The sequence below is a fragment of the Streptomyces sp. NPDC048191 genome, assembly GCF_040652655.1.
GTDB lineage: Bacteria > Actinomycetota > Actinomycetes > Streptomycetales > Streptomycetaceae > Streptomyces.
The window spans coordinates 14,780-37,408 of record NZ_JBEZMO010000001.1; the positions used below are offsets into that span (position 1 = coordinate 14,780).

Annotated in this window: 21 protein-coding genes, 2 tRNA genes, 1 pseudogene and 1 riboswitch; of the genes and pseudogenes, 11 read left to right on the plus strand and 13 right to left on the minus strand. The window is 71.1% G+C overall.

Annotated elements, in window-relative coordinates; all coding sequences use genetic code 11:
- Positions 1 to 700: 700 nt before the first annotated feature.
- The 4 genes from AB0D93_RS00045 to AB0D93_RS00060 all read left to right on the plus strand — a co-directional run bounded on the left by AB0D93_RS00045 (position 701) and on the right by AB0D93_RS00060 (position 5,648).
- A complete protein-coding gene (locus AB0D93_RS00045) occupies positions 701 to 2,122 on the plus strand; it encodes an MFS transporter (RefSeq protein WP_362110261.1) in 1,422 nt (473 codons plus the stop codon).
- A gap of 63 nt (positions 2,123 to 2,185) precedes the next feature.
- On the plus strand, positions 2,186 to 3,403 hold the full coding sequence (gene lhgO, locus AB0D93_RS00050) for an L-2-hydroxyglutarate oxidase (protein WP_362110264.1): 1,218 nt from the start codon (positions 2,186 to 2,188) through the stop codon (positions 3,401 to 3,403).
- Positions 3,404 to 3,443: 40 nt separating this feature from the next.
- The gene (gene trmB / locus AB0D93_RS00055) at positions 3,444 to 4,289 is read left to right on the plus strand and encodes a tRNA (guanosine(46)-N7)-methyltransferase TrmB (RefSeq protein ID WP_362110267.1); all 846 of its coding nucleotides are present in this window, start codon (positions 3,444 to 3,446) and stop codon (positions 4,287 to 4,289) included.
- A gap of 45 nt (positions 4,290 to 4,334) precedes the next feature.
- On the plus strand, positions 4,335 to 5,648 hold the full coding sequence (locus tag AB0D93_RS00060) for a PrsW family intramembrane metalloprotease (RefSeq protein ID WP_362110270.1): 1,314 nt from the start codon (positions 4,335 to 4,337) through the stop codon (positions 5,646 to 5,648).
- Between the two features lie 46 nt (positions 5,649 to 5,694).
- Here AB0D93_RS00060 and AB0D93_RS00065 read toward each other — a convergent pair whose 3' ends face one another.
- From AB0D93_RS00065 to AB0D93_RS00075, 3 genes are all read right to left on the minus strand, one after another.
- Positions 5,695 to 6,639, minus strand: coding sequence for an aldo/keto reductase (locus AB0D93_RS00065; protein ID WP_362110273.1), 945 nt, complete (start codon positions 6,637 to 6,639; stop codon positions 5,695 to 5,697).
- Between the two features lie 122 nt (positions 6,640 to 6,761).
- Complete coding sequence (locus tag AB0D93_RS00070; protein ID WP_362110276.1) at positions 6,762 to 7,790, minus strand: M23 family metallopeptidase; 1,029 nt, start codon at positions 7,788 to 7,790, stop codon at positions 6,762 to 6,764.
- A gap of 7 nt (positions 7,791 to 7,797) precedes the next feature.
- Positions 7,798 to 7,966, minus strand: a riboswitch (cyclic di-AMP (ydaO/yuaA leader).
- A gap of 215 nt (positions 7,967 to 8,181) precedes the next feature.
- Positions 8,182 to 9,390 (minus strand): PP2C family protein-serine/threonine phosphatase, encoded by a 1,209-nt coding sequence (locus AB0D93_RS00075; protein WP_362110279.1) that lies wholly within the window; start codon positions 9,388 to 9,390, stop codon positions 8,182 to 8,184.
- Positions 9,391 to 9,544: 154 nt separating this feature from the next.
- Between AB0D93_RS00075 and AB0D93_RS00080 the strand changes: the two genes are divergently transcribed.
- Positions 9,545 to 9,618 (plus strand) — tRNA-Met (locus tag AB0D93_RS00080).
- Positions 9,619 to 9,707: 89 nt separating this feature from the next.
- Here the strand turns inward: AB0D93_RS00080 and AB0D93_RS00085 are convergent.
- Positions 9,708 to 10,841, minus strand: a complete 1,134-nt coding sequence (locus AB0D93_RS00085) for a dihydrofolate reductase family protein (protein ID WP_362110282.1) — start codon at positions 10,839 to 10,841, stop codon at positions 9,708 to 9,710.
- 62 nt (positions 10,842 to 10,903) lie between these two features.
- Here AB0D93_RS00085 and AB0D93_RS00090 point away from each other — a divergent pair, with 62 nt between their 5' ends.
- Positions 10,904 to 11,437, plus strand: coding sequence for a MarR family transcriptional regulator (locus tag AB0D93_RS00090; RefSeq protein ID WP_362110285.1), 534 nt, complete (start codon positions 10,904 to 10,906; stop codon positions 11,435 to 11,437).
- Positions 11,438 to 11,554: 117 nt separating this feature from the next.
- On the plus strand, positions 11,555 to 12,187 hold the full coding sequence (gene ribA / locus AB0D93_RS00095) for a GTP cyclohydrolase II (RefSeq protein WP_362110288.1): 633 nt from the start codon (positions 11,555 to 11,557) through the stop codon (positions 12,185 to 12,187).
- 61 nt (positions 12,188 to 12,248) lie between these two features.
- On the opposite strand, the gene AB0D93_RS00100 is transcribed toward ribA, so the two are convergent.
- Together AB0D93_RS00100 and AB0D93_RS00105 are read right to left on the minus strand one after the other, a co-directional pair.
- Positions 12,249 to 13,661, minus strand: a complete 1,413-nt coding sequence (locus tag AB0D93_RS00100) for a DHA2 family efflux MFS transporter permease subunit (protein WP_362110291.1) — start codon at positions 13,659 to 13,661, stop codon at positions 12,249 to 12,251.
- A 17-nt stretch (positions 13,662 to 13,678) separates the two neighbouring features.
- Positions 13,679 to 14,293, minus strand: a complete 615-nt coding sequence (locus tag AB0D93_RS00105) for an NAD(P)H-dependent oxidoreductase (protein WP_362110294.1) — start codon at positions 14,291 to 14,293, stop codon at positions 13,679 to 13,681.
- Between the two features lie 128 nt (positions 14,294 to 14,421).
- Here AB0D93_RS00105 and AB0D93_RS00110 point away from each other — a divergent pair, with 128 nt between their 5' ends.
- From AB0D93_RS00110 to AB0D93_RS00120, 3 genes are all read left to right on the plus strand, one after another.
- Positions 14,422 to 15,126, plus strand: a complete 705-nt coding sequence (locus tag AB0D93_RS00110) for a TetR/AcrR family transcriptional regulator (RefSeq protein ID WP_362110297.1) — start codon at positions 14,422 to 14,424, stop codon at positions 15,124 to 15,126.
- 128 nt (positions 15,127 to 15,254) lie between these two features.
- Positions 15,255 to 15,833 (plus strand): TetR family transcriptional regulator, encoded by a 579-nt coding sequence (locus AB0D93_RS00115; RefSeq protein WP_362110300.1) that lies wholly within the window; start codon positions 15,255 to 15,257, stop codon positions 15,831 to 15,833.
- 341 nt (positions 15,834 to 16,174) lie between these two features.
- Entirely contained in the window at positions 16,175 to 16,804 is a 630-nt protein-coding gene (locus AB0D93_RS00120) for a DUF2637 domain-containing protein (RefSeq protein ID WP_362110303.1), read from the plus strand.
- A 355-nt stretch (positions 16,805 to 17,159) separates the two neighbouring features.
- Here the strand turns inward: AB0D93_RS00120 and AB0D93_RS00125 are convergent, their stop codons facing one another.
- The 3 genes from AB0D93_RS00125 to AB0D93_RS00135 are packed head-to-tail and all read right to left on the minus strand — an operon-like array spanning position 17,160 to position 18,716.
- Positions 17,160 to 17,582, minus strand: a complete 423-nt coding sequence (locus AB0D93_RS00125) for an arsenate reductase ArsC (protein ID WP_362110306.1) — start codon at positions 17,580 to 17,582, stop codon at positions 17,160 to 17,162.
- 31 nt (positions 17,583 to 17,613) lie between these two features.
- Positions 17,614 to 18,348 (minus strand): MIP/aquaporin family protein, encoded by a 735-nt coding sequence (locus AB0D93_RS00130; RefSeq protein ID WP_362110309.1) that lies wholly within the window; start codon positions 18,346 to 18,348, stop codon positions 17,614 to 17,616.
- Positions 18,345 to 18,716, minus strand: coding sequence for a metalloregulator ArsR/SmtB family transcription factor (locus AB0D93_RS00135; RefSeq protein WP_362110312.1), 372 nt, complete (start codon positions 18,714 to 18,716; stop codon positions 18,345 to 18,347). The genes AB0D93_RS00130 and AB0D93_RS00135 overlap by 4 nt, the downstream gene beginning before the upstream one ends.
- Before the next feature lie 105 nt (positions 18,717 to 18,821).
- Between AB0D93_RS00135 and arsM the strand changes: the two genes are divergently transcribed.
- Positions 18,822 to 19,715 (plus strand): arsenite methyltransferase, encoded by an 894-nt coding sequence (gene arsM / locus AB0D93_RS00140; RefSeq protein ID WP_362110315.1) that lies wholly within the window; start codon positions 18,822 to 18,824, stop codon positions 19,713 to 19,715.
- A 42-nt stretch (positions 19,716 to 19,757) separates the two neighbouring features.
- On the opposite strand, the gene AB0D93_RS00145 is transcribed toward arsM, so the two are convergent.
- The 4 genes and pseudogenes from AB0D93_RS00145 to AB0D93_RS00160 all read right to left on the minus strand — a co-directional run bounded on the left by AB0D93_RS00145 (position 19,758) and on the right by AB0D93_RS00160 (position 22,603).
- A complete protein-coding gene (locus AB0D93_RS00145; RefSeq protein WP_362110318.1) occupies positions 19,758 to 20,258 on the minus strand; it encodes an NUDIX domain-containing protein in 501 nt (166 codons plus the stop codon).
- 246 nt (positions 20,259 to 20,504) lie between these two features.
- A pseudogene (locus AB0D93_RS00150) lies at positions 20,505 to 20,750 on the minus strand (mobilization protein); the annotation flags it as partial.
- Between the two features lie 156 nt (positions 20,751 to 20,906).
- Positions 20,907 to 20,979, minus strand: a tRNA-Lys gene (locus tag AB0D93_RS00155).
- 100 nt (positions 20,980 to 21,079) lie between these two features.
- A complete protein-coding gene (locus tag AB0D93_RS00160) occupies positions 21,080 to 22,603 on the minus strand; it encodes an amino acid permease (protein ID WP_362110321.1) in 1,524 nt (507 codons plus the stop codon).
- Positions 22,604 to 22,629 lie beyond the last annotated feature (26 nt).

Consider the following 22,629-nt stretch of genomic DNA (forward strand, 5'->3'; position numbering starts at 1 on the left):
AACAGTGCACCGTACGAACCGGATCCTCATGCTGCCATGAAAGACGCGGTGTGGAGGGGCGGCGGCACCGGCTTCGATCGAGGGAAACCGGCGGCGGATGACGGGGGCCACCAGGAGGGACCGACGGCCGCGACACCCGCCGGCCGCCGGACGTTCACGATGAGTACGACGCGAATGCGCCCCCTGTGCGCTCCCTCAAGACGCCTTTCGCGCCCTCAAGTTGCATGGTGGGAGCGGAAATGAACCGCGACGAGCAGAGTCGATTTTCAGCCAAACATCCCGGAGCGCGCGGAATTTGAGCACGCTCCGTACATGCCTGCGAAACGCGGAGCGGCGCGCGCACGCGCACAGTCCGGGAGGCGGGCATCGCCTCCCGGACCGGTCCGCCACCCGCGGGGATGAAGGTGGCGGTGTCCCCCAGCCCACTGGATCCAGTACAGCGGGCCGACCCACGCAAGAGCCATGGAACCGCTCCCCCGATGGCCGGAGAAGAGCGCACGGACGGGCGCACGGCCACACGGGCGGGGGCACGCGGCGACAGGCCGTGCACGGTGCGTACAGGACCGCACTTCCGTACGGACCACAATCCCGCCAACCGGAACAATGCCCCTTAACGCTTGGGATGCGGCGAACTACGCTGGGTTTACGAATGCCGCGTGGTTATGCCAGCGCGGCAGCCGTCTGTGTCGAGGGGTGGCGCATGTCCAGGGAGCAACGCGGGCCGAACGAAAAGCTCGGCACCGTTCTCGCCCTCGCGGGAATCAGCAACGCAGGACTCGCGCGACGCGTCAACGACCTTGGCGCTCAACGCGGGTTGACTCTTCGCTACGACAAGACCTCCGTGGCGCGCTGGGTGTCGAAGGGGATGGTGCCGCAGGGCGCGGCGCCGCACCTCATCGCGGCCGCCATCGGCCAGAAGCTCGGCCGCCCCGTGCCGCTCCACGAGATCGGCCTGGCGGACGCGGACCCCGCGCCCGAAGTGGGCCTCGCCTTCCCCAGGGACGTGGGACAGGCGGTGAAGTCGGCGACGGAGCTGTACCGCCTCGACCTCGCCGGGCGCCGGGCCGGCTCCGGCGGCATCTGGCAGTCGCTCGCCGGGTCGTTCGCGGTGAGCGCATACGCAACGCCCGCCTCACGATGGCTGATAACCCCCGCCGACAGCTCGGTCGCGCGGGAGGCGGGCTCCGTCGAGGGCTCCGGCGCACCGATCAAAGTCGGCCACAGCGATGTGCAGAAGCTGCGGGAGGCCGCCGAGGACGCCCGGCGGTGGGACTCCAAGTACGGCGGCGGGGACTGGCGTTCGTCGATGGTGCCGGAGTGCCTGCGGGTCGAGGCGGCGCCACTGCTGCTCGGCTCCTACTCCGACGAGGTGGGCCGCGCGCTCTTCGGGGCGTCCGCCGAACTCACCCGGCTCGCCGGCTGGATGGCCTTCGACACCGGTCAGCAGGAGGCGGCTCAGCGGTACTACATCCAGGCGCTGCGGCTCGCGCGCGCGGCGGCGGACGTCCCGCTGGGGGGCTACGTCCTGGCCTCCATGTCGCTGCAGGCGACCTACCGCGGCTTCGGCGACGAGGGCGTCGACCTGGCGCAGGCCGCGCTGGAGCGGAACCGCGGGCTGGCGACGGCCCGCACGATGAGTTTCTTCCGGCTGGTGGAGGCGCGCGCTCACGCGCGTGCGGGGGACGCGCAGGCGGCGGGTGCGGCGCTGAAGGCCGCCGAGGGATGGCTGGAGCGATCACGGGAGGGTGACAACGATCCTTCTTGGCTTGGTTTTTATGGCTATGACCGGTTCGCCGCTGACGCGGCCGAGTGCTATCGGGACCTGAAGGCGCCCCGGCAGGTACGGCGGTTCACCGAACAGGCGCTGTCGAAGCCGACGGAGGAGTTCGTGCGGTCGCACGGCCTGCGGCTGGTGGTCTCGGCGGTGGCCGAGCTGGAGTCCGGGAACCTGGACGCCGCGTGCGAGCAGGGGGTGCGGGCCGTGGAGGTGGCCGGGCGGATCTCGTCGGCCCGGACCACCGAGTACGTGAAGGATCTGCTGCACCGGCTGGAGCCGTACGGGGACGAGCCTCGGGTGGTGGAGCTGCGGGAGCGGGCCCGGCCGCTGCTGGCCCCGGCGTGACGAGCCCCACCGCCCGCGTTTGAAGGCGTTGTCAGTGGCGCAGTGCACTATCGGTAGCGGGAGGTGGTGCAGGTGCCGGTCGAGGCGTACGACTGTGATGTGCTCGTGGTCGGTGGGGGGATCGTCGGGCTGTCCACGGCGTATGCGATCACGCGTGCCGCGCCGGGCACGCGGGTGACCGTGCTGGAGAAGGAGCCGGGACCGGCCCGGCACCAGACGGGGCGCAACAGCGGGGTGATCCACAGCGGGATCTACTACCGGCCCGGCTCCCTCAAGGCGCGGTACGCGGTGCGGGGCGCCGCCGAGATGGTGAAGTTCTGCGCCGAGTACGGCATCGCGCACGCCGTCACCGGCAAGCTGATCGTCGCCACCGAGCGCGAGGAGCTGCCCCGGCTGCACGCACTCGTCCAGCGGGGCCGCGAGAACGGCATTCCGGTACGGGAGCTCGGGCCCGCACAGATCGGTGACCACGAACCCGAGGTGCGCGGTCTCGCCGCCATACACGTCGGCACGACGGGGGTGTGCGACTTCGTCGGCGTCGCCCGGCAGCTGGCACGGGCCTCCGGTGCCGAGATCCGGTACGGCGCCCGGGTCGTACGGGTCGACCGGCGGCCGGAGCGGGGTGTGGCCGTGCTCACCGCGGGCGGCGACGTCGTACGCGCGCGCGTGCTGGTCAACTGCGCCGGGCTGTACTGCGACGAGCTGGCGCGGCTGACCGGGGACGAGCCCGGGGTGCGGATCGTGCCGTTCCGCGGGGAGTACTACGAGCTGGCGCGGCCCGAGCTGGTGCGCGGCCTGGTGTATCCGGTGCCGGATCCGGCCTTCCCGTTCCTCGGGGTCCATCTGACCCGGGGCATCGACGGCGGCGTGCACATCGGCCCCAACGCGGTGCCGGCGCTGGCCCGCGAGGGGTACGGCTGGGGGGTCGTACGCCCCCGGGAGCTGGCCGGGACGGTCGCGTGGCCGGGATCGTGGGCCATCGCCCGGCGGCACTGGAGATACGGCGCGGGGGAGCTGCGCCGCTCGGTGTCGAAGGGGGCGTTCCTGGAGGCGGTGCGCAGATTGCTGCCCGCGGTGGAGCCGGACGACCTGGTGCGGGCCCCGGCCGGGGTGCGGGCGCAGGCGGTGCTGCGGGACGGGACGCTGGTCGACGACTTCCTGATCAAGGAGGGGGCTCGTGCCGTGCACGTGCTGAACGCACCCTCGCCCGCGGCCACGGCCTCGCTCCCGATCGGCCGGGAGGTCGGGCGCCGGGTGCTGTCGATGCTCGGGGCACTGTAGAGAGGGCACCCTCGTACGGCGCCGTAAAATCGGAAGCACTGTGTCTGATTCCCTCAACGCCCCCGAAGCCCCCGCGCCGACCGCCCACGCCCCCGGTGTCTCCGTCCGGCACACCCGGGCCAAGGGGGAGCCACGGTTCCCGGACGGGCCCAAGGCCGACCCCGCCGGATCGCACTTCGAGCGGCGGATCCGGAGTTTCCAGCCCCGGCGCAGCCGGGTGACCGCCGGGCAGGCGGACGCGCTGCAGCGGCTGTGGCCCCTGTGGGGGCTCGACATCGACGGGCAGCGGGTCATCGATCTCGCTGAGCTGTTCGGCAACGACAAGCCCGTCGTGCTGGAGATCGGCTTCGGAATGGGCGAGGCCACCGCGCAGATGGCCGCGGCCGACCAGGACACCAACATCCTGGCCGTCGACGTCCACACCCCGGGACAGGGCAACCTGCTCAATCTCGCCGACCACCACGGGCTGTCCAACGTCCGGGTGGGCAACGGGGACGCGATCATCCTGCTCAGGGAGATGCTCACCCCCGACTCGCTGGCCGGGCTGCGCGTGTACTTCCCGGACCCCTGGCCCAAGAAGCGGCATCACAAGCGGCGGCTGATCCAGCCCGAGTTCCTCTCGCTCGCCGCGACCCGGCTGAGGCCCGGAGCGCTCGTGCACTGCGCGACCGACTGGGAGCCGTACGCCGAACAGATGCTGGAGGTGCTCACCGCACATCCCGACTTCGAGAACACGCAGGCGGACGGCGGTTTCGCGGCGCGCCCCGAGTTCCGGCCACTGACCCGTTTCGAGGGGCAGGGGCTGGACAAGGGACATGTGGTGAACGATCTGCTGTTCCGTCGCGTACCGCACCAGGACCGCCCACGCGAACCGCGTCAGGTCTGATAAACCGCTCCAGCCCCTCGTCCCGCCACCGTTAGGGTCGATGCCGTGGCCACCAGTCCTCCGTTTCCGACGTACCCGCCGGGCCCCCACGGCCCCGTGCTGCTCCACCATCCGCACTGGTGGCAGCGCCGGTGGGTGCGGTACGGGGCGCTGATCACCCTGCTCACGCTGTCCGGTCTCGTCATCCTCGCGCTGGTGCGCAGACAGACCGGTACCGAGGGGTTCCTGGTCGGGCTCGGACTGGCCGTGCTGCCCGTGCCCTGGCTCATAGCCGCCTTCCGGTGGCTGGACCGCGTGGAGCCGGGCCCCTGGCGGAACCTGGTCTTCGCCTTCGCCTGGGGGGCGTGCGCGGCGGCGCTGATAGCCATCGTCGCCAACAGTTTCGCGACCAAGTGGATAGCCACCGCGACCGCCGATCCGGCCAGTGCCGACACCCTCGGCGCCACCGTGATAGCGCCCATCGTGGAGGAATCCGCCAAGGCCGCCGCCGTCCTGCTCGTCTTCCTCTTCCGAAGGCGTGACTTCACCGGGATCGTCGACGGAGTGGTGATAGCGGGCATCACCGCCACCGGGTTCGCGTTCACCGAGAACATCCTCTACCTGGGTACGGCCTTCGGGGCCGACCAGATGAGCGGCGGCCGCGGCATCGCCTCCGTCACCGCGGCCACCTTCTTCGTGCGCATCGTGATGTCCCCGTTCGCGCACCCCCTGTTCACCACCCTCACCGGCCTCGGCTTCGGCATCGCCGCGCTCTCCGCAGACGGGCAGCGCGTGCGCCGGGTGCTGCTGCCGGTCTGCGGGCTGCTGCTCGCGATGAGCATGCACGCCTTCTGGAACGGCTCCTCCACCTTCGGCGAGTTCGGTTTCTTCGCCGTCTACGGCGGGTTCATGGTCCCCGTGTTCGGACTGCTGACCTGGCTCGCCATCTGGACGCGGCAGCGGGAGCTGCGCACCGTGCGGGAGGAGCTGCCGGCGTATGTGCTGGCCGGCTGGCTGGGCCCGGCCGAGCCGTTCGCGCTCGGCTCGATGCGGGCGCGACGGACGGCCCGGGACTACGCCCGGCACCACCACGGCCGGCCGGCGGCGCGGACGGTGGCGCAGTACGAGGCGTACGCCACCTCGCTCGCGTTTCTGCGGCACCGGGGGCGCAAGGGGAAGGCCGGTGCCGACTTCGTGGTACGCGAGCGCGAGCTGCTGGACGAGCTGTGGCAGCGGCGGGAAGTGGCCCGGCCGGCCCTGGAGTACGGGGCGCGGGTGGCTGCGCCGCCCCGGCCGATGTACCCGGCGCCTGCGCCGCACTGGCCGGGGTACGGCTATCCGGCGGCGCCCTACTCGGTCTACAACCCGTACCGGTCGTAGCCGGGGAAGAAGCGGGCCGCAGGCGGACCGGGCGCCGGGCGGAGCCCTAGGCCGACGCCTCCGTCAGCCTCGTCACCTCCTCCTCCGACAGCTTCAGGTCGGCCACGCCCAGCAGGGCCGGGAGCTGGTCGGCCGTGCGGGCCGAGGCGATCGGGGCGATGATCGTCGGCTGGGCGGCCAGCCAGGCGAGGGCGACCGTGGCGACGGGGACGTCGTGCGCGGTGGCGACCTCGTCCAGGACCGTCAGGACCCTCTGGCCGCGCTCGGAGTCCGCGTACTTCGCCACCGAGCCCGCGCGGGCGCTGTCGACCTTGGTGCCGGGGCGGTACTTGCCGGTCAGGAAGCCCGAGGCGAGGGAGAAGTAGGGCACCGCGGACAGGCCCTCCTTGGCGACCAGGTCCTGCAGCGGGCCCTCGTAGGTGTCGCGGGAGACGAGGTTGTAGTGCGGCTGGACGGCGACGTAGCGGGCCAGGCCCTCGCGGTCGGAGAAGTCCAGCGAGGCCTTCAGACGCTCGGGGCTGATGTTGGAGGCGGCGATGTGCCGGACCTTGCCCGCCCTCACCAGCTCGTCCAGGGCGCCGATGATCTCCTCGACCGGCACCTCGGGCTTGTCGAAGTGGGTGTAGTAGAGGTCGATGTGGTCGGTGTCCAGGCGGCGCAGGGAGGCGTCGGCGGCGGCCTTGATGTTGGCGGCGGACAGGCCCTGGTACTCGGGGTGCTGGCTGACCTTGGTGGCGATGACGACGTCGGCGCGGTTGCCGCGGGCCTTGACCCACTTGCCGATGATCGTCTCGGACTCGCCGCCCTCGTTGCCCTCGATCCAGGCGGAGTAGGAGTCGGCGGTGTCGATGAAGTTGCCGCCGGCCGCCGTGTAGGCGTCGAGAACGGCGAAGGAGGTCGCCTGGTCCGCGGTCCAGCCGAAGACGTTGCCGCCCAGGGAGAGCGGGAAGACCTCGAGGTCGGACGAGCCGAGTGTGCGCAGAGAAGTCATGCTTCACGTCAACACCGGCGGAGGATGATCGCATTCCGCCGCCGGCGCCGGGCTTTCGTTCGGATCAGGCCGGAACCCCGGGTGATCCGAACGAGAGGCCCTGGTTCACGCGAATGTCACGCTCAGGGGTTGAGGCCCTTGGACCGCAGCCACGGCGCCGGGTCGACGGCGGTGGCCTGGCCGTTCGGGTGGACCTCCAGGTGCAGGTGCGGGCCGGTGACGTTGCCGGTGGCGCCGACCCGGCCGATGACCTCGCCGGTGGAGACCTTCTGACCGACGGAGACGCTGATCGAGGACTGGTGGCAGAACCACAGCTCGGTGCCGTCGTCCAGGGTGATGACGGTGCGGTAGCCGTAGGCGCCGGCCCAGCCGGCCTGGGTGACCGTGCCGCTGTGGACGGCCTTGATGAGGGTGCCGGTGGGCGCGGCGAAGTCGAGTCCGGTGTGGTAGCCGGAGGACCACATCGCGCCGGGCTGACCGAAGGTGCCGGTGATCGTGTACGAGACGACGGGCAGCTGGTACTGCTTGGCCAGCTCGGCCAGGCGCTTGGCCTCGGCGGCCTTCTTGGCGTCGGCCTCCGCCTTCTGCTGGGCGGCGGCGGCCTTGGCGGCGGCGTCCTTCTCCGCCTGGGCGGCAGCGTCGGCGGTCTGCTTCTCGGACGCGGCGATCGCGGCGGCGGTGGCCTTGCTCGCGGCCTTGCCCTTCTGCTGCTCGGCCTGCGCCATGATCCGGTTGCGCAGGGCCTCGCCGGCGTCACTGCTGTCGCCGCTGTCGGTGACCGCACCCGCCTTGCTGAGCCCGGTGGCGGTGGTCTTGGGCGCGTCGGAGGAGCCCTGGCCGAAGAGGTGGCTGACGGAGTCCAGGTCCGGCAGGGATATGGAGACCGGCGGCTTGCCGGTGTTGGCGCTGGCCATGCCGCCCGCGCCGACCGCGGCCATCACGCCGACGCCGAGGACGGTGGAGCTGCGCGCGAAGCCGCCGCGCTGCTTGGCGACACGGTGCCGGCCGCGGGCCTGGGCGAGGGAGTCCTCGGTGGGGTTCCACTCCTCCCAGGGGCCCTCCTCGGCGCGGTAGGCGCCGTAGCCGAAGGTCTCGGGCTCGGTCGGCGCGGGCACGAACGGGGCTTCTGGGGCAGGCCGGTTGGACGCCACTCGGGCGTTCTCCTTTCCTTCCTCCGCCTACCGGGTTAGCTGACGGGTTCGGAGCAGGAAGGTCTCCTACGCGCGTATACCGGGTGTGGACTCTGCGAGTTCACGACGGCGTCCGCGTGATTCACCCCAAGGTGGTGGTTCCCCGGTTCCCTTGCGGGATTCGGCGCGTGCGCACGGAGCCGCCTCTTGTGACGGCTGGGACGACCGCGCTGCGTTATCGAACGTTAATAGACCTGGCAGTCACTTTCCAAGCCGTTCGGCTTGATCATTAACGTTTTCGACGGCGGACTTACCATGCACGAGTACTGCAAAACGGGCGAGTTGGCCGGCGTACAGGAGTCTCGGCGCTTTTGATGGTGTCTCAGTTGTTATGCGGAGGGCTTCCGTCCGGTCACCCTGGGTGAAGACGATCAGGGCGTCGTACGGCGAGCAGGGCCATGTCGTCCGCCATCCCTCCCCCGGAGTGCCGCCGCACGTCGGCCGCGAGGTGGTCGAGCAGAGCGCCCGGGCCGGGGAAGACGCGGCCGGCGAGCCGCCGCCCCGGGTCGTAGAACCGGCCGCGCGCGTCCCGCGCCTCGGAGAGTCCGTCGGTGTGGAGCAACAGGGTGGCCCCGCGCGGGAAGTCCTCCTCCAGGGTGTGGTCGGGCCACATCCCGAGGTCGCCCATGCCGAGGGGCAGCGCGGGCTCGGGAGCGGTGAGCAGGCGAGCGCTGCCGTCGGCGAGCATCAGCAGCGGCGGCGGATGGCCCCGGTTGACGATCCGTACGACGCCTTCGCCGTGCGGGAGTTCGGCGAGGACGGCGGTGGTGAACCCCTCGAAGGCGTCGACACCCTCCCGCCGGGTGCCCTCGCGGGCCAGCGCCCGCTCCAGCCGCTGCGCCACCGCCTCCAGCGTCGTCTCCTGCTCGGCCGCCTCCCGGAACGCCCCGATCACCACGGCGACGGCGGCGACCGCGCCCAGTCCCTTGCCGCGCACGTCGCCGACGACCAGCCGGACCCCGTGCGGGCTGTCCTGCACCGCGTACAGGTCGCCGCCGATGAACGCGTCCTGCTGGGCCGCCTCGTAGCGGGCGGCGATCTCGAAACCGCCGATCCTCTCGGCCGGCTCGGGCAGCAGGGCCCGCTGGGCGGCCTCCGCGATCTCCCGGGCGGAGGCGAGCCGGCGGTCGCCGCGGCGGACCACACGGTTGATGGCGAGGGCCAGCAGGGCGACCGTGGCCACGGTGACGACGTCCGTGACGGTGGCCACGGCCGGATGCCCGCCGCCCGGGGCGCGCAGCGCGTACATGGCGGCCAGGGCCCCGATGCCGGTGAGGGCGGTGGTGCGCAGCGAGGACAGGGGCGCGGCGATCAGCGGAGCCGCGGCGAAGAAGGGGACGGCGGTGAACTCCCTCGGGGTGAGCAGGCCGTACAGCACACCGCAGGCGATGAGCAGGGCGGGCAGCGCGCGGACCGGCGAGCGCGGGGCCGGACGGCGTCCGTGCCGCACGGGCGCCGGCTCGTCGCCCTCGTCGCCGGGGCCGGGGTCGGGCACGGGGTCGCCGGGCAGCCGGCCCCCCGCCCTGGCGTACTGGCTCTCCTCCACCTCACCAGGGCGCACCACGTGTCTCCCACATGTCCGACGTGGCTCCAGCGTGGCCGGTGCGGGCCGGGCGGGCGACCCCGGTGACCCGAGCGGATGACCCTCCGGGACGGCCCCCGGGAAAGCGATGTGCATCCGGTCCTGCGCATGGCGTACACTGGAGACACAACGACGCGGGGTGGAGCAGCTCGGTAGCTCGCTGGGCTCATAACCCAGAGGTCGCAGGTTCAAATCCTGTCCCCGCTACTGATGGCCGAGGGCCGGAATCCAATGGATTCCGGCCCTCGGTGCTTTCCAGCTCCGAGGGGCGCCCCTTGAGGGGCGAGCGGTCGGGATCACCCCAGCAGATGCCGGTTCGGTGCCTTGGCCGGTCCCTCCAGCTCAGGCAGTACGACCACCTGCGCACCCCCCTTCACCAGAACCCCGGTGCCGTCGGCCCCCGCAACGAACGTGTCCGGCTCCCGCCACGCCGTGACCACCCGCCGCACCCCCGCCCGAAGGATCAGCTCGGCGCAGGGCGCGGGCCGCGAGGCCCGCCGCGCACAGGGCTCCAGGCTGCTGTAGACGGTGGCGGCAGCGAGCCTCGGATCCGCCGGGTCGATCTTCGCGAGCGCGGCCTCCTCCGCGTGCGCCACAGGGTCGTCCCCCTCGCGCGAGTGGCCTCGCGCGAGCTCCGTACCGTCCGCCGCGACCACCACCGCCCCCACGCTGAACGCCGTCTCCGAGGGCGGGCACAGCGCGGCGAGCTCGCAGGCGGTGCGCAGCCAGTGGCGGTCCGCGGCGCTGGGGAGCGGGCCGGCGCCGGGGGCCGTGGGCTCGTAGCGCATGAGGACCACGTCCTCGATCCGGCGGGTCTCGGTCAGGCGCAGCCGGCCGCCCTGGTATCCGCCGGGGCCGAAGAGGCGCGGGGCGGCCGGGTCGCCGACGAAGAGGGGCGCGAGGACCAGCTGGAGCTCGTCGGCGAGGCCCAGCTGAAGCAGCTGGGTGTGAATCGTGCCACCGCCCTCGACCATCAGCCGCCGCACCCCGCGCACGTCGTGCAGGTGGGAGAGCAGCGCCCGCCAGTCGAGGCCGGGGCCGAGCGGGACGATGTCGGCGGTGCCGCCGAGGCGGCGGGCGGCCTGCCGCGCACCCTCGTCGGTCGTGTAGACGAGCTTGTCGCCGCCGGTGTGCCAGAAGTTGGCGTCGGGGTCGAGGTCGCCGGTGGCGGTGACGGTCACCTTCAGCGGGTACTCCGGCCGGCCCTCCCGGACACGGGCGGCGCGGCGCTCGGCGGAGTTGACCAGCAGCCGCGGGTTGTCGGCGCGGATCGTGCCGGCGCCGATCAGGATGGCGTCGACCGAGGCCCGTACCGCGTCGACCCGGTCGAAGTCGGCCGGACTGGACAGCAGCAGACGGTCGGGGCCGGTGTCGTCCAGGTGGCCGTCCAGGGAGACGGCGGCGGACAGCAGCACGTACGGGTACGACATCGGCGCGGTCTCCCTGCGAAGTGATCCTTGGTTCAAGTTTGAATCAAACCTACACTGGCAGCATGACGACCCGCTGGCTCAGCCCCGAGGAGCAGCGCGCCTGGCGCGCGTACCTGGCCGCGACGCATCTCCTGGAGGACGCGATCGACCGACAGCTCCAGCAGGACGCCGGCATGCCACACCTGTTCTACTCCGTGCTGGCCAACCTCTCCGACGCGCCCGACCGGCGGCTGCGCATGACCGACCTCGCCGAGAGCCTGAAGATCACGCGCAGTCGGCTGACCTACGCGGTGAACCGGCTCGAGCGGGACGGGCTGGTGCGCCGGGAGGACTGCCGCTGGGACAAGCGCAGCAGCATCGCCGTGCTGACCGAGGAGGGGGTGGCCGTGCTGGAGCGTACGGCGCCGGGGCACGTCGAGACCGTGCGCGCCACCCTGTTCGACCGGCTCACGCCGGAGCAGGTGGGGCAGCTGGAGGAGATCTGTACGGGCATCGCACGCGGCCTGCAGGGCGGCGGCACCGAGTCCGGGACGGAGGACGTCCCCTGGCGGCGCCGTTCGTCCTGTTCGGGCACTTCGTCCCCACCGCCCGCGTGATCCTGCGCCACGCCCGGCAGCCGAAAAAACAATCGCTTTAACTTTGAAACATGGGATAGTGTCCCTCCGTACCGCTGCTTCAAATCTGAAGCAGTGCCCGTCTTCGGAGGGAACCGCATGCCCGACACCCCTGCCGCCACGCCGCGCGCCCGCGTCCGGGTACCGCTGCGCTTCGACGACGGCTACGGCGTCGACGCCGAACTCGTCACCTTCCACGGCCTGGCCGACGGCCAGGAGCACGTCGCCGTCGTCCTCGGCGACCCCGGCCCCGGCACCGTCCCGCTGGTGCGCCTGCACTCCGAGTGCCTGACCGGCGACGTCTTCGGCTCGGCCCGCTGCGACTGCGGCCCCCAGCTGCGCGAAGCGGTCGAGCGCATCGCCGACCGCGGCGGCGTCCTGCTCTACCTCCGCCAGGAGGGCCGCGGCATCGGCCTCTACAACAAGCTCGACGCCTACGCCCTCCAGGACCAGGGCCTCGACACCTACGAGGCGAACGCCGCGCTCGGCCTGCCGGAGGACGCCCGCGACTACACGGCCGCCGCACAGATGCTCGCCGCCCTCGGCATCGGCGAGCTGGACCTGCTGTCCAACAACCCCGACAAGGCCGAGCAGCTGCGCTCGCTGGGCGTCGTCGTCCGGGACCGGGTGCCGACCGGCGTCTTCACCACGGCCCACAACGTCCGCTACCTGCGCGCCAAGGTCCTCCAGACCCGCCACACCCTCCCCCTGGCCGAACTGAACGTGGGCTGAGCCCGGGGGAGGCGGCCGGGATCGGCAGGTGCGTTCCCCCCTGCGTCCCGCCTGAGGCCGGTCAGCGCACGGGGCGGCGGGAGGGGAGGGCCAGGGCCGGCAGGGCCGCCGCGGCCAGCAGGAGCGCCGCGGCGGCGTACGCGGTGCGGAAACCCGCCGGGGCCGTGCCGGCCTGGCCCAGCACCACCGACAGCACGGCCGTGCCGACGGACGCGCCCAGCTGGGAGTTGATGCTCAGCGCGGTGCTCGCCGCGGCCAGCCGGTCCCCGGGCAGGTCACGGCTCGCCGTGGTCATCGCCGGCATCAGCACCATGCCGGTGCCGACGCCCGTCACCATCGCCGACGCGACCATCCGCCAGGGCGCGACCCCGGGCACCCCGGACTGCCAGGCCGTCAGCGCCATCCCGAGAGCGGCCACCGCGACACCGGCCGGGATCAGCCGGCGCGGTGACACCCGGTCGATCCCGCGCGCCGCGATCTGCATGGTCGTACCGACGGCGAGACCGACCGGCGCGCCCAGCAGCCCGGCCGCCGTGGCGCTCAGGCCCCGCTCCTGCTGCCAGTACAGCGGGCCGAGCAGCATCGAGCCGAAGTAGCCGCAGGTGAACAGCGCGAGTGTGCCCGCGCCGGCGGCGAAGGTGCGGTCGCGCAGCAGCCGCAGGTCCAGCAGCGGTGCGGCCACGGTGAGCGCCCGCCGTACGAAGGCCACCACGAGGGCCGCGCCGGCGAGCGTCGGCACGAGGACGCCGGGCACGGCGAAGTCACCGTGCTCACCGCCCCGGGCCAGGCCGTACAGGACCAGGGCGAGGCCGGGCGAGAGCATCAGCAGGCCCGGGAGGTCCAGGCGCGCGGTGGTGCCGGGCTTCGGTGCGTCCGCCGGAAGCAGCCGTAGCGCGAGGACGAGGGCCAGGGCGCCCACGGGCAGGTTGACCAGGAAGATCCAGTGCCAGGAGGCGGTGTCGACCAGCCAGCCGCCGAGCACGGGTCCGGCGACCGGCCCGACCAGGATCGGCAGCCCGCCCACGGCCATCGCGCGGCCGAGCCGGGAGCGGTCGGCGGCGCCCATCACCATCGCCATGCCGACCGGCTGCAACAGCCCGCCGCCGAGCCCCTGCACCGCCCGGAAGGCGATGAGGCTGCCCGCGTCCCAGGCGCACGCGGCGAGCAGCGAGCCGAGGGTGAAGAGGGTGAGCGCGGTCAGGTAGGCGCGCTTGGCGCCGATCCGGGCCATGGCCCAGGCGGCGGCCGGGATGACGGCGGCCAACGCGAGCGTGTAGGCCGTGGTGGCCCACTGGACGGTCTCCAGTGAGGCGCCGAAGGACTGCGCGAGCCGGCGCAGCGCGACATTGACGATCGTCATGTCGAGCACCGCCATCACCGAGCCGGTGACGGTGACGGCCAGGGTGCGGTTCAGGGCCGTGGCCCGCTCCGGCACCGGGCGGACCGGTGCCGTGGCGGGTGTGGTCGTACGCATCTCCCCCCGCCCCGCCCTCAGCCGGCGTACGGGCGCTCGGCCCGGGCGTCCCGCAACGCCCGCCCCCACCAGGCGAGTTGCCCGAGCATGCCCTTGGCGGCGCCCGCGCACACGGCCGCGTCCCGCGGGGTGCCGTCCTCGTCGAGGCCGGACCAGGGACCGTGCAGGCTCACCGAGTCGCGCACCGTCGTCGCGTGCAACTCGGCGAAGACCAGCCGGAGCTGCTCGACCGCGCGCAGGCCGCCGCCGAGACCGCCGTACGAGACGAAACCGACCGGCTTGGCCCGCCACTGGACGTGGTGCCAGTCGATGAAGTTCTTCAGGGACGCCGGGAAGCTGTGGTTGTACTCCGGGGTGACGACGACGAACGCGTCGGCGGCGGCCAGCCGCGGGGAGACGTCCCGCAGCGCGGCGGCCGCGTCGGGACTCGGTGCCCCGCCCCAGTCGGGCAGCACCAGAGGGAGGTCGACCTCGGTGAGGTCGATGACGTCCAGGTCGAGGCCGGTGTCCCCGGCGGCGGTACCGAGGAACCAGTCGGCGACCGCCCGGCCCTGCCGGCCCTGCCGGACGCTGCCCACGACGACGGCGACGCGCAGCGGTGCCTCGTCCGCGGGATGGGTGGTGACAGACACAGGTGTCCCCCTTCTGCTGACGGCGGGCCGCCCGGTGCGGCCTTCCGCACAGCAAAGTACAACGAGCGTTGTAAGAAGTACAACGGTCGTTGTTAGTCGGGTAGAGTGGCCGGTCGAAGGAGGCTGGTGTGGGCCAGACGAACGAGTCCCGGCTGGCGCGGGCGCGACGGGAGGTCTCGCCGCGCAGGCTGGAGAAGCAGATGGCGATCGCGAGCGCGTCCTGCACGCTCTTCGGCCGCGAGGGCTATGCGCGCGCCTCGGTCGACGCGCTGGCCGCCGAGGCCGGCGTCTCCACGCGCACGCTCTACAACCACTTCCCCGGCGGCAAGGCACAGCTCTTCCAGACCGTGGTGACCTGGACGTCCAGCGAGGTCCGTGACGCCCAACTGGCCCGTCTGCGCGCGGTGCTGGACCCCGAGCGGCCGCCGCGCGCCGAGGACCTGGAACGCGATCTGGTGGCCCTGGCCCGGGCGTTCGCCGGTCTCATGGCCGACCACCCGAACCACTTCGCCCTCGTCCGGCACATCCACGCCGAGGCCGACCATGTGCCGCCCGAGGTCCTGAAGGCCTGGCACGAGGCCGGTCCGGAACCGGTCGCCCGGGCCGTCGCCGAGGCGATGGCGCACCTCGCGGCCGCCGGCCTGCTCGACCCGCACGGCGACGCGGCGCTGACCGCCGCCCACTTCATGGCCCTGACCACGCACTCGATCGTCGAGACCACCCACTACGGCGTCCGCCCGCTCCCGGCGGCGGAGACGGACCGGCTGATCAGGGGCGGGGTGGCGGCGTTCTTGCGGGCCTACGGACGCGGTGCCGTCCGCCCCGCCGGCTGAACATCAACGCCCTCACCGCCTGCGGCACCGACACCGGATCGCCGTCGACCCGAAACCGGACCACTCCAGTCGGAGTACTCTGGGCAGAGTGGTTTCTGTCGGTACGCACACAGGGGGCCGCACATCCCATGGTGAGACGCAACGACCAGCGGCGCGCCGCTCTCGTCGACGCCGCGATCGAGGTGCTGGCGCGGGAAGGGGCGCGCGGGCTGACCTTCCGCGCCGTCGACGGCGAGGCCGCCGTACCTCCCGGCACGGCGTCCAACTACTTCTCCAGCCGCGACGACCTGCTCACCCAGGCCGGCGCCCGCGTCTACGAGCGGCTGCAGCCGGACGAGGCCACGATCGCCCGCCAGCGGTCGGCCGGCCGCGACCGGGAGACGTACGCGGAGCTGATGCGTGAACTCGTCGGCCGGGTCGCTTCCTTCCGCACCGGCTACCTCGCGCTGCTGGAGCTCCGCCTGGAGGCCACCCGCCGCCCGGAGCTGCGCGCGGTGCTCACCGAGCGGGTCCGCGCCGACCTCGCCGCCAACGTCAGCTACCACGAGGACGCCGGCCTCCCCGGCGACGCCACGGCCGTCAAACTGCTCTACCTGACCCTGAACTGGCTGATCGTCGAGCAGCTCACCCTGCCGGACGTGCTCTCCGAGGCGGAGCGGGACGCGCTGGTCACGGCGGCGGTGGAGCGCATCGTGCCCGGCACGTGACACTCCCCCACTCACACCTATATTCACGGAATGCAATTTCCTGCTTACTCGCATTTTCGCTCAGTGCTGCCATACGACCTGTTGGATACTGCTTTCGAGGCACGGAAACACCCGAATGCCCGACACCCGATCCGCCAGAGGGGCTCGTTAGGCGGTCGTGACACGGACTGAAGAGCGCACAGCCGGAAATCTTCGCTCGACGATCACGTTTCAGGTGCAGCGTGACGAAGGCGAGGTGTTCATTGACGGATGTTCCGATCTTCTCGACGACTTCCTGCGAAGAATGAACCAGCTGGAAAGTGACTACCTGCAGGCAATGCTCGGGCTATAGGACTTACGTGATGGACAGGATTCACGACGAAGACATCTTCAGTGACTCTGAGTTCAGCACGATCGAGATACAGTGGGATCCGGTCGAAGAGCTGGCCCAGATGCTGTCCGCGGCGTCCGCCGCGAGCCCCGACCCGGCGCCGCCGCACGAACGGTCCAGCCACCGCAGAACCCGACGGCGGATCCGCGCGGAATCCCGCACGCAGGACAGCAATCGTGGCACACACGTCACGATCCTGGTCGCGACAATCTCGGTGTGCGCAGTTTGTATGTTGGGCTGGTCGTTCTCCTATTCTTATGCCCAACTGCGCGCCACCGCGTCCTTCGTGCTGCCGACGAAGTTGGCCCAGTGGTGGCCGTTGACGGTGTACGGGCCGTGGCTGGTCGCGGCTCTGTCCATTCTGCGGGCCACCGTGCAGAATCGGAGTGCGCGGAGATCCTGGGGTGTGGTGCTGGGCGCCTCCGCCATGGCGGTCGCCCTGTGCATCAGCCATTCATCACATTCACTGCTTTCCCTGATCATCTTCGGAATTCCGCCGATCACCGCCCTGGTGTGCTTCTGGGAGATCGTCGGCCAGGTCTCGTCCAAGGTGACGAAGCCCCGGCACGCCGCGCACAGCCGCCGGGACTCCACGCCGTAACGGACGGTCGTGGGAGACCGTCGTACGAGCGCACCGCACAGCCGGGCGCGTCGCGTGCCCGGTCCCGGACCTCAAGCCCTCGTCCGCCGCCTGTGAGACTCGAACCCACAACCAATGGATTAAAAGTCCTGGCCAAAGCTTGCCGAATGGTTCCGGACGCTGCCTCGGCGTCCGGAACTGCCTGGTCAGAGCATGTGCGTCGTGATGCGCGGTGCGGCTCGTGACGGCTCGTGCCGCACCGTCCGCTCACGCATCGCTCACACATAAGGCGCCGCTGAGCAGCAGGTTTGCGTCCTGCGAGCAGCGCGACGAGTCACTGGCGCGGTAGCACTCCCGCCGAGCCGGCTCGTAGTGGTCATGTCGCCGCAGGGATGCCGAGCTCGGCCAACAGGTTGCGTACCCGCGGTTCGATGGCGTCCCGGATCGGCCGGACGGCGTCGACACCCTGCCCGGCGGGATCGTCCAGCTGCCAGTCCAGGTACCGCTTGCCGGGGAAGACGGGGCAGGCGTCCCCGCAGCCCATCGTGATCACCACGTCCGAGGACTGCACGGCCTCGGTGGTGAGGACCTTGGGTGTCTCGGCGGAGATGTCGATGCCGACCTCCGCCATTGCCTTGACCACGGCGGGGTTGACCGCGTCGGCGGGGGCGGAACCGGCCGAGCGGACCTCGACCTGGTCACCGCCCAGGTGGGTCAGGAACGCGGCGCCCATCTGGGAGCGGCCGGCGTTGTGGACGCAGACGAACAGGACCGAGGGGCGCGGGGCGCGGGTGCTCATGGCAGGCGTCTTTCCGGGAGAGCGGAGTGGATCAGGAGGAGGCGAGTTCGGGTTCGCCGTGTGGGACCACGACCTCGTCCGCGGCGGGGGCGGGACGGCCGTACACAGCGATCACGGCGCCCAGCCCGAGCACGGCTCCGACCATTTGGGCAGCGATGAACGGGGCGACGGAGGCGGGGGCGATGCCGGCGAAGGTGTCGGTGAAGGCCCGGCCGATGGTCACCGCTGGGTTCGCGAACGAGGTCGAGGAGGTGAACCAGTAGGCGGCCCCGATGTACGAGGCCACGGCCGCCGGAGCGAGGGATGCTCGGTCGATGCAGTTGAGACCGAAGATCAGCAGGATCAGCCCGGCCGTGGCGACCACCTCACCCAGCCACAGGTGAGAGGCGGACCGGTCGTGCGTGGACCACTCGACCAGCGGCTTGGCGAACATCGCGTCGGCCAGGATCGCCCCGCCAACGGCCCCGGCGATCTGTGCGGGCACGTACGCGGCCACGTCTCGCAGGGCGATGCCGTCGGCCTTGTGGCGGCCGGTGAACCAGGCGGCGAGGGTGACGGCCGGGTTGAAGTGCGCGCCGGAGACCGGCCCGAGCAGGGCGATCAGCACGCCCAGGCCGAAGACGGTGGCGAGGGAGTTGGCGAGCAGCTGCACGCCCACGTCTCGCGACAACTCGGTGGCCTGGATCCCGGAGCCGACGACGACCGCGACCAGCAGCCCGGTCCCCACGGCTTCTGCGGCGACACGGCGGCCCAGGGACGCGGTCACGCGGTGGCTCCGGCGGTCTGCGGCGCGGTCAGGAATGCGGCGAGCCGGTCCAGGACACCGGGCAGCACCCAGTAGTACACCCAGGTCCCGCGCCGCTCGCAGTCGATGAGCCCGGCCTGCCGGAGCAGCTTGAGGTGGTGGGAGATCGTCGGCTGGGACAGCTCGAAGGCCGGCGTCAGCTCGCACACGCAGACCTCGCCGCCCTCACCACGGGAGGCGATCATCGACATCAGCCGGAGCCGGACGGGGTCGCCCAGGGCCTTGAACACCTTCGCCAGCTCGGCCGCCTGGTCCTCATCCAGTGGTGAGGACAGCCCCGGGCAGCAGGCGGCGTCCTGCCCGATCACCTCAAGCTCTTGTTTCGACATACCTCTATGTTGACGTTTTTCGATTCAAGGCGCAAGGTTGCATCAATGAACGTCAATACAGGCCCTTCCGGGGCACCGCCATGTCCCGTCACCTGGGAGTGAGCCATGCGCGAGCAGTTCAGTGACCTGCGTGAAACCGTCCGCCAGCGTTATGCCGCGGCGGCCGTGAAGGTGACCGAGGGCGGTGCCGCATGTTGCGGGCCGCAGCCGGTCGAGGTCGACGAGAACTTCGGTTCGACCCTGTACGCCGCCGACGAGCGCGACGCCCTGCCCGCCGAGGCCGTCGCCGCCTCCCTCGGCTGTGGCAACCCGACCGCCGTCGCAGAGCTGCGGGAGGGTGAGCGCGTCCTCGACCTCGGCTCCGGCGGCGGCATCGACGTCCTGCTTTCGGCCCGACGCGTCGGCCCCACCGGCAAGGCGTACGGGGTGGACATGACCGACGAGATGCTGGCACTGGCACTTGCCAACGCCGAGAAGGCCGACGCGACGAACGTCGAGTTCCTGAAGGGCACCATCGAGTCCATCCCGCTGCCCGCGAACACCATCGACGTGGTGATCTCCAACTGCGTGATCAACCTGTCCGTCGACAAGCCCGCCGTGTTCGCGGAGACCTTCCGTGTTCTGAAGCCAGGCGGGCGTATCGGCGTCTCGGACGTCGTTGCCGACGACTCACTCAGCCCCGACCAGCGTGCCGAGCGCGGTGACTACGTCGGTTGCATTGCCGGCGCGCTGTCCTTCGCCGAATACCGCGCAGGGCTGGAGGCCGCCGGGTTCACGGACATCGAGATCACCCCGACCCATTCGGTCGCGGACGGAATGCACTCGGCGATCGTCCGGGCCACCAAGCGGGTAACGACCGACACGTCCTCCGAGGCTGGAGAGTCGCCCGACGCCTGCTGCGGCGTCAACGCCTGCTGCACTCCGGCCGAGGCAACGGTCCACCCAGCCCAGACCGTCACCGAGACCAAGGCCGCATCGGGGTGCGGCTGCACCAGCTGAGGCACAAACCCTAAGGCCCAGTAGCGGCCGAGCACCTGCCTGCTACTTCCATCCGTCAAGTGAGACCTGAGGACCGTCACTGAGGTAGCGGTGAAGGGCGCTGGCAGTGGTGTCGACGAACTCCTCAGGGATTGCGTCGGCGTCGACCCAGCGGACCTGGGCATGCTTGCGCGGCTCGCGGTTTTCGGGCTCGCCCGTCCATTCGTGGACAGCGAAGACGACGGTGAGGAAACCGTTGGGAGCTTCGACGCCCCAGGCGCCGTGGATGATGTGGGCCACCTTCAGGGCCTCCGGCTTCACTGCCAGGCCGGTTTCCTCGTACAGCTCGCGTACCGCGGTTTCGTTAATCGGCTCACCGGGCTCGCTCTTGCCGACCGGCAGGTCCCACATGCCCTGGGCGAACTTGGCGTTCTGGCTGCGCTGGAGGAGGACGACGCGGTTGGCGGCCTTGTCGTGGACGATGACGGCGGCGACCAGCAGGGTCATGGATTCGAGGGCGGGCTTGAGGGCTTTGGGCTGGTCGTCGGTTGTCCGTTGAGCCACGGTTGTGTCCCTTCGTCGGCCGGTTGGTGGGCAGCTTGGACCAGGCGAGAACCGTAGGCGGCAGGACGTCCAACGGGGAGTTCGGTCCCTCGTCCTCATGGCGTTGGTCGTCCAGTCCAACGACCCGATGCGCTCAAAGGGCCAGGGATGGTGGGGCGACCGTTCGTGCGCGCTCGTAGAGGTCTCGCGCGGTCGCGTTCTTCAGGTGGGGGCGGAGGAGGCCGAACATGGTTTTGATCCGGTCGGCCGCAGCCCGTAGACCTTCTCGACCTCTCGGCAGGCGTCACCGACGCGCAGGCCGCTGTCGTGGAGTTTGGGGCGGCGGCCGTCCTCGCGGACGGTGGTGGCGAGGATGTGGATGTGGTCGCCGGCATGTCGTACGGCGATGCAGCGGCAGGCCAGGTCGTCACCGGCGGGGGCGATGCCGGCGACCTGGACGATGCGCTGGGCTATCTCGCCCCACTCCGCGGTCGCGTCCGGCAACTGCCGATTCATCCGCCCAAGCGGCCCCCGATCCGCAGGCCACGAGCACATCCGCTCACGCATCGCTCACGCACTGGCTCGAAAACGAAGCAGCGCCCGAGCCAGCCGAAGCCGACTCAGGCGCTGCGTAGCAGGTCAGGGGCCATATCCCCCGCCCGCCGGCCGTAGGCCCTGTGGGACTCGAACCCACAACCAATGGATTAAAAGTCCACTGCTCTGCCAATTGAGCTAAGGGCCCAGGCGATGTTGCCTGTCCGAGCATAGCCGGACGAGGCCGCGTCTCCGATCGGGTATCGGTGACCCGGCCGCGTCAGGGGAGAGCCAAAGGTTTCGGATGGTCACTTTTCGACCGGATCCGGGGTCGGAGTCCGCTCCCCGGTGAGGAACCAGCGACGGGCCGAGGCCAGCCACCAGGTCGCCGCGAAGCCCAGGACGACCAGGACGGCCACGGGGGCGTAGTTGAAGCTCTTCCAGGTGACCGGGGAGACCTGCGGGAGCATGAAGAGGACCGTGATCACGACCACCCAGGTCACCGAGACGACGCCCGTCGGCACCGACCAGCGGCCCAGGTGCCACGGCCCGCGTTCGAAGGCGGCGCCCCTGCGGACCCGCAGGAAGGTCGGGATGACGTACGCGATGTAGAGACCGATGACGGCGATCGAGGTGACCGCCGCGTACGCCGTCGAGTTGATCAGGTAGGGCAGACCGAGCGCCAGGGCGCCCAGCGCGGCCAGCCAGACCGCCGCCACGGGGGTACGGGTGCGCGGGCTGACGGTGTGCCAGACCCGGGAGAAGGGCAGCGCGCCGTCGCGCGAGAAGGCGTAGATCATCCGGCTGTTGGCCGTCACCGACGCCATCCCGCAGAAGAGCTGGGCGCCGATCACCACCAGGAGCAGCAACTTGCCGGTCGTCGCTCCCAGCGCATCCAGGAGGATCTGGGCCGGGGGCGCGCCCGTGGGGGACGTGAGTTCCTTGTCGTACGACTGGATCGCGAACGTGAAGCCGAGCAGGAGCACGAAGCCGGCGATCCAGGACGTCCAGATCGAGCGGACGATGCCCTTGGGACCGGCCGTGGACGCGTCGTGGGTCTCCTCGGTCATGTGGGCCGAGGCGTCGTAGCCGGTGAAGGTGTACTGGGCCATCAGGAGGCCGAGGAGGACGACGTACGGGCCGCTGCCCCAGCCCGTCTCGTTGACGAACTTCGTGAACACGAAGGACGCCGACCGGTGGTGGTCGGGCACGAAGGCGAGCGCGCCGACGATCACCGCCACGCCCAGCACGTGCCACCACACGCTCACGCCGTTCAGGAACGCGACGATCCGGACGCCGAAGGTGTTCAGCAGGCCGTGGAGGACGAGGATCGCCGCGAACAACAGGACCGTGCGGCCCGGTGTCACCTCGAAGTCGAACTGGAGGTTCAGGTACGCGCCGAGGAAGGACGCCGCGCCGAAGTCGATGCCCGCGGTCACCGCGACCTGGCCCAGCACGTTGAACCAGCCGGTGAACCAGGCCCAGGCCGCCGCCGAGCGGGGTGGGGCCAGGCGGTGCGCCCAGAAGTACAGGCCGGCCGAGGTGGGGTACGCCGAGCAGATCTCGGCCATCGAGAGGCCGACGAACATGGTCATCAGGCCCACCGCCACCCAGCCCCAGGTGATCACCGCGGGACCGCCGGTGGTCATGCCGAAGAGGTACAGCGTGAGGCAGCCGGACAGGACCGAGATGATCGTGAAGGAGACGGCGTAGTTCGAGAACGCCGACATCCGGCGGGCGAGGACCTGGGTGTAACCGAGCTGGGCCAGCCGTTCCTCGTCCGACAGGCCGTGTGTTCCCTGTTGTACGCGCACTCTCGCGTCGTCTGTCATGCCCCCAGCAATTCCCTCGCCAGGGG

Excerpts from the sequence above, each read along its gene's own strand:
- AB0D93_RS00100 (WP_362110291.1), bottom strand. The coding sequence starts at position 13,661 with ATGCGTACGACCACACCCGCCACGGCACCGGTCCGCCCGGTGCCGGAG.
- AB0D93_RS00160 (WP_362110321.1), bottom strand. The coding sequence starts at position 22,603 with ATGACAGACGACGCGAGAGTGCGCGTACAACAGGGAACACACGGCCTG.
- AB0D93_RS00085 (WP_362110282.1), bottom strand. The coding sequence starts at position 10,841 with ATGTCGTACCCGTACGTGCTGCTGTCCGCCGCCGTCTCCCTGGACGGC.
- AB0D93_RS00065 (WP_362110273.1), bottom strand. The coding sequence starts at position 6,639 with ATGACTTCTCTGCGCACACTCGGCTCGTCCGACCTCGAGGTCTTCCCG.
- arsM (WP_362110315.1), top strand. The coding sequence starts at position 18,822 with ATGCGCGAGCAGTTCAGTGACCTGCGTGAAACCGTCCGCCAGCGTTAT.
- AB0D93_RS00090 (WP_362110285.1), top strand. The coding sequence starts at position 10,904 with ATGACGACCCGCTGGCTCAGCCCCGAGGAGCAGCGCGCCTGGCGCGCG.
- ribA (WP_362110288.1), top strand. The coding sequence starts at position 11,555 with ATGCCCGACACCCCTGCCGCCACGCCGCGCGCCCGCGTCCGGGTACCG.
- AB0D93_RS00125 (WP_362110306.1), bottom strand. The coding sequence starts at position 17,582 with ATGAGCACCCGCGCCCCGCGCCCCTCGGTCCTGTTCGTCTGCGTCCAC.
- AB0D93_RS00120 (WP_362110303.1), top strand. The coding sequence starts at position 16,175 with ATGGACAGGATTCACGACGAAGACATCTTCAGTGACTCTGAGTTCAGC.
- AB0D93_RS00135 (WP_362110312.1), bottom strand. The coding sequence starts at position 18,716 with ATGTCGAAACAAGAGCTTGAGGTGATCGGGCAGGACGCCGCCTGCTGC.
- AB0D93_RS00045 (WP_362110261.1), top strand. The coding sequence starts at position 701 with ATGTCCAGGGAGCAACGCGGGCCGAACGAAAAGCTCGGCACCGTTCTC.
- AB0D93_RS00115 (WP_362110300.1), top strand. The coding sequence starts at position 15,255 with ATGGTGAGACGCAACGACCAGCGGCGCGCCGCTCTCGTCGACGCCGCG.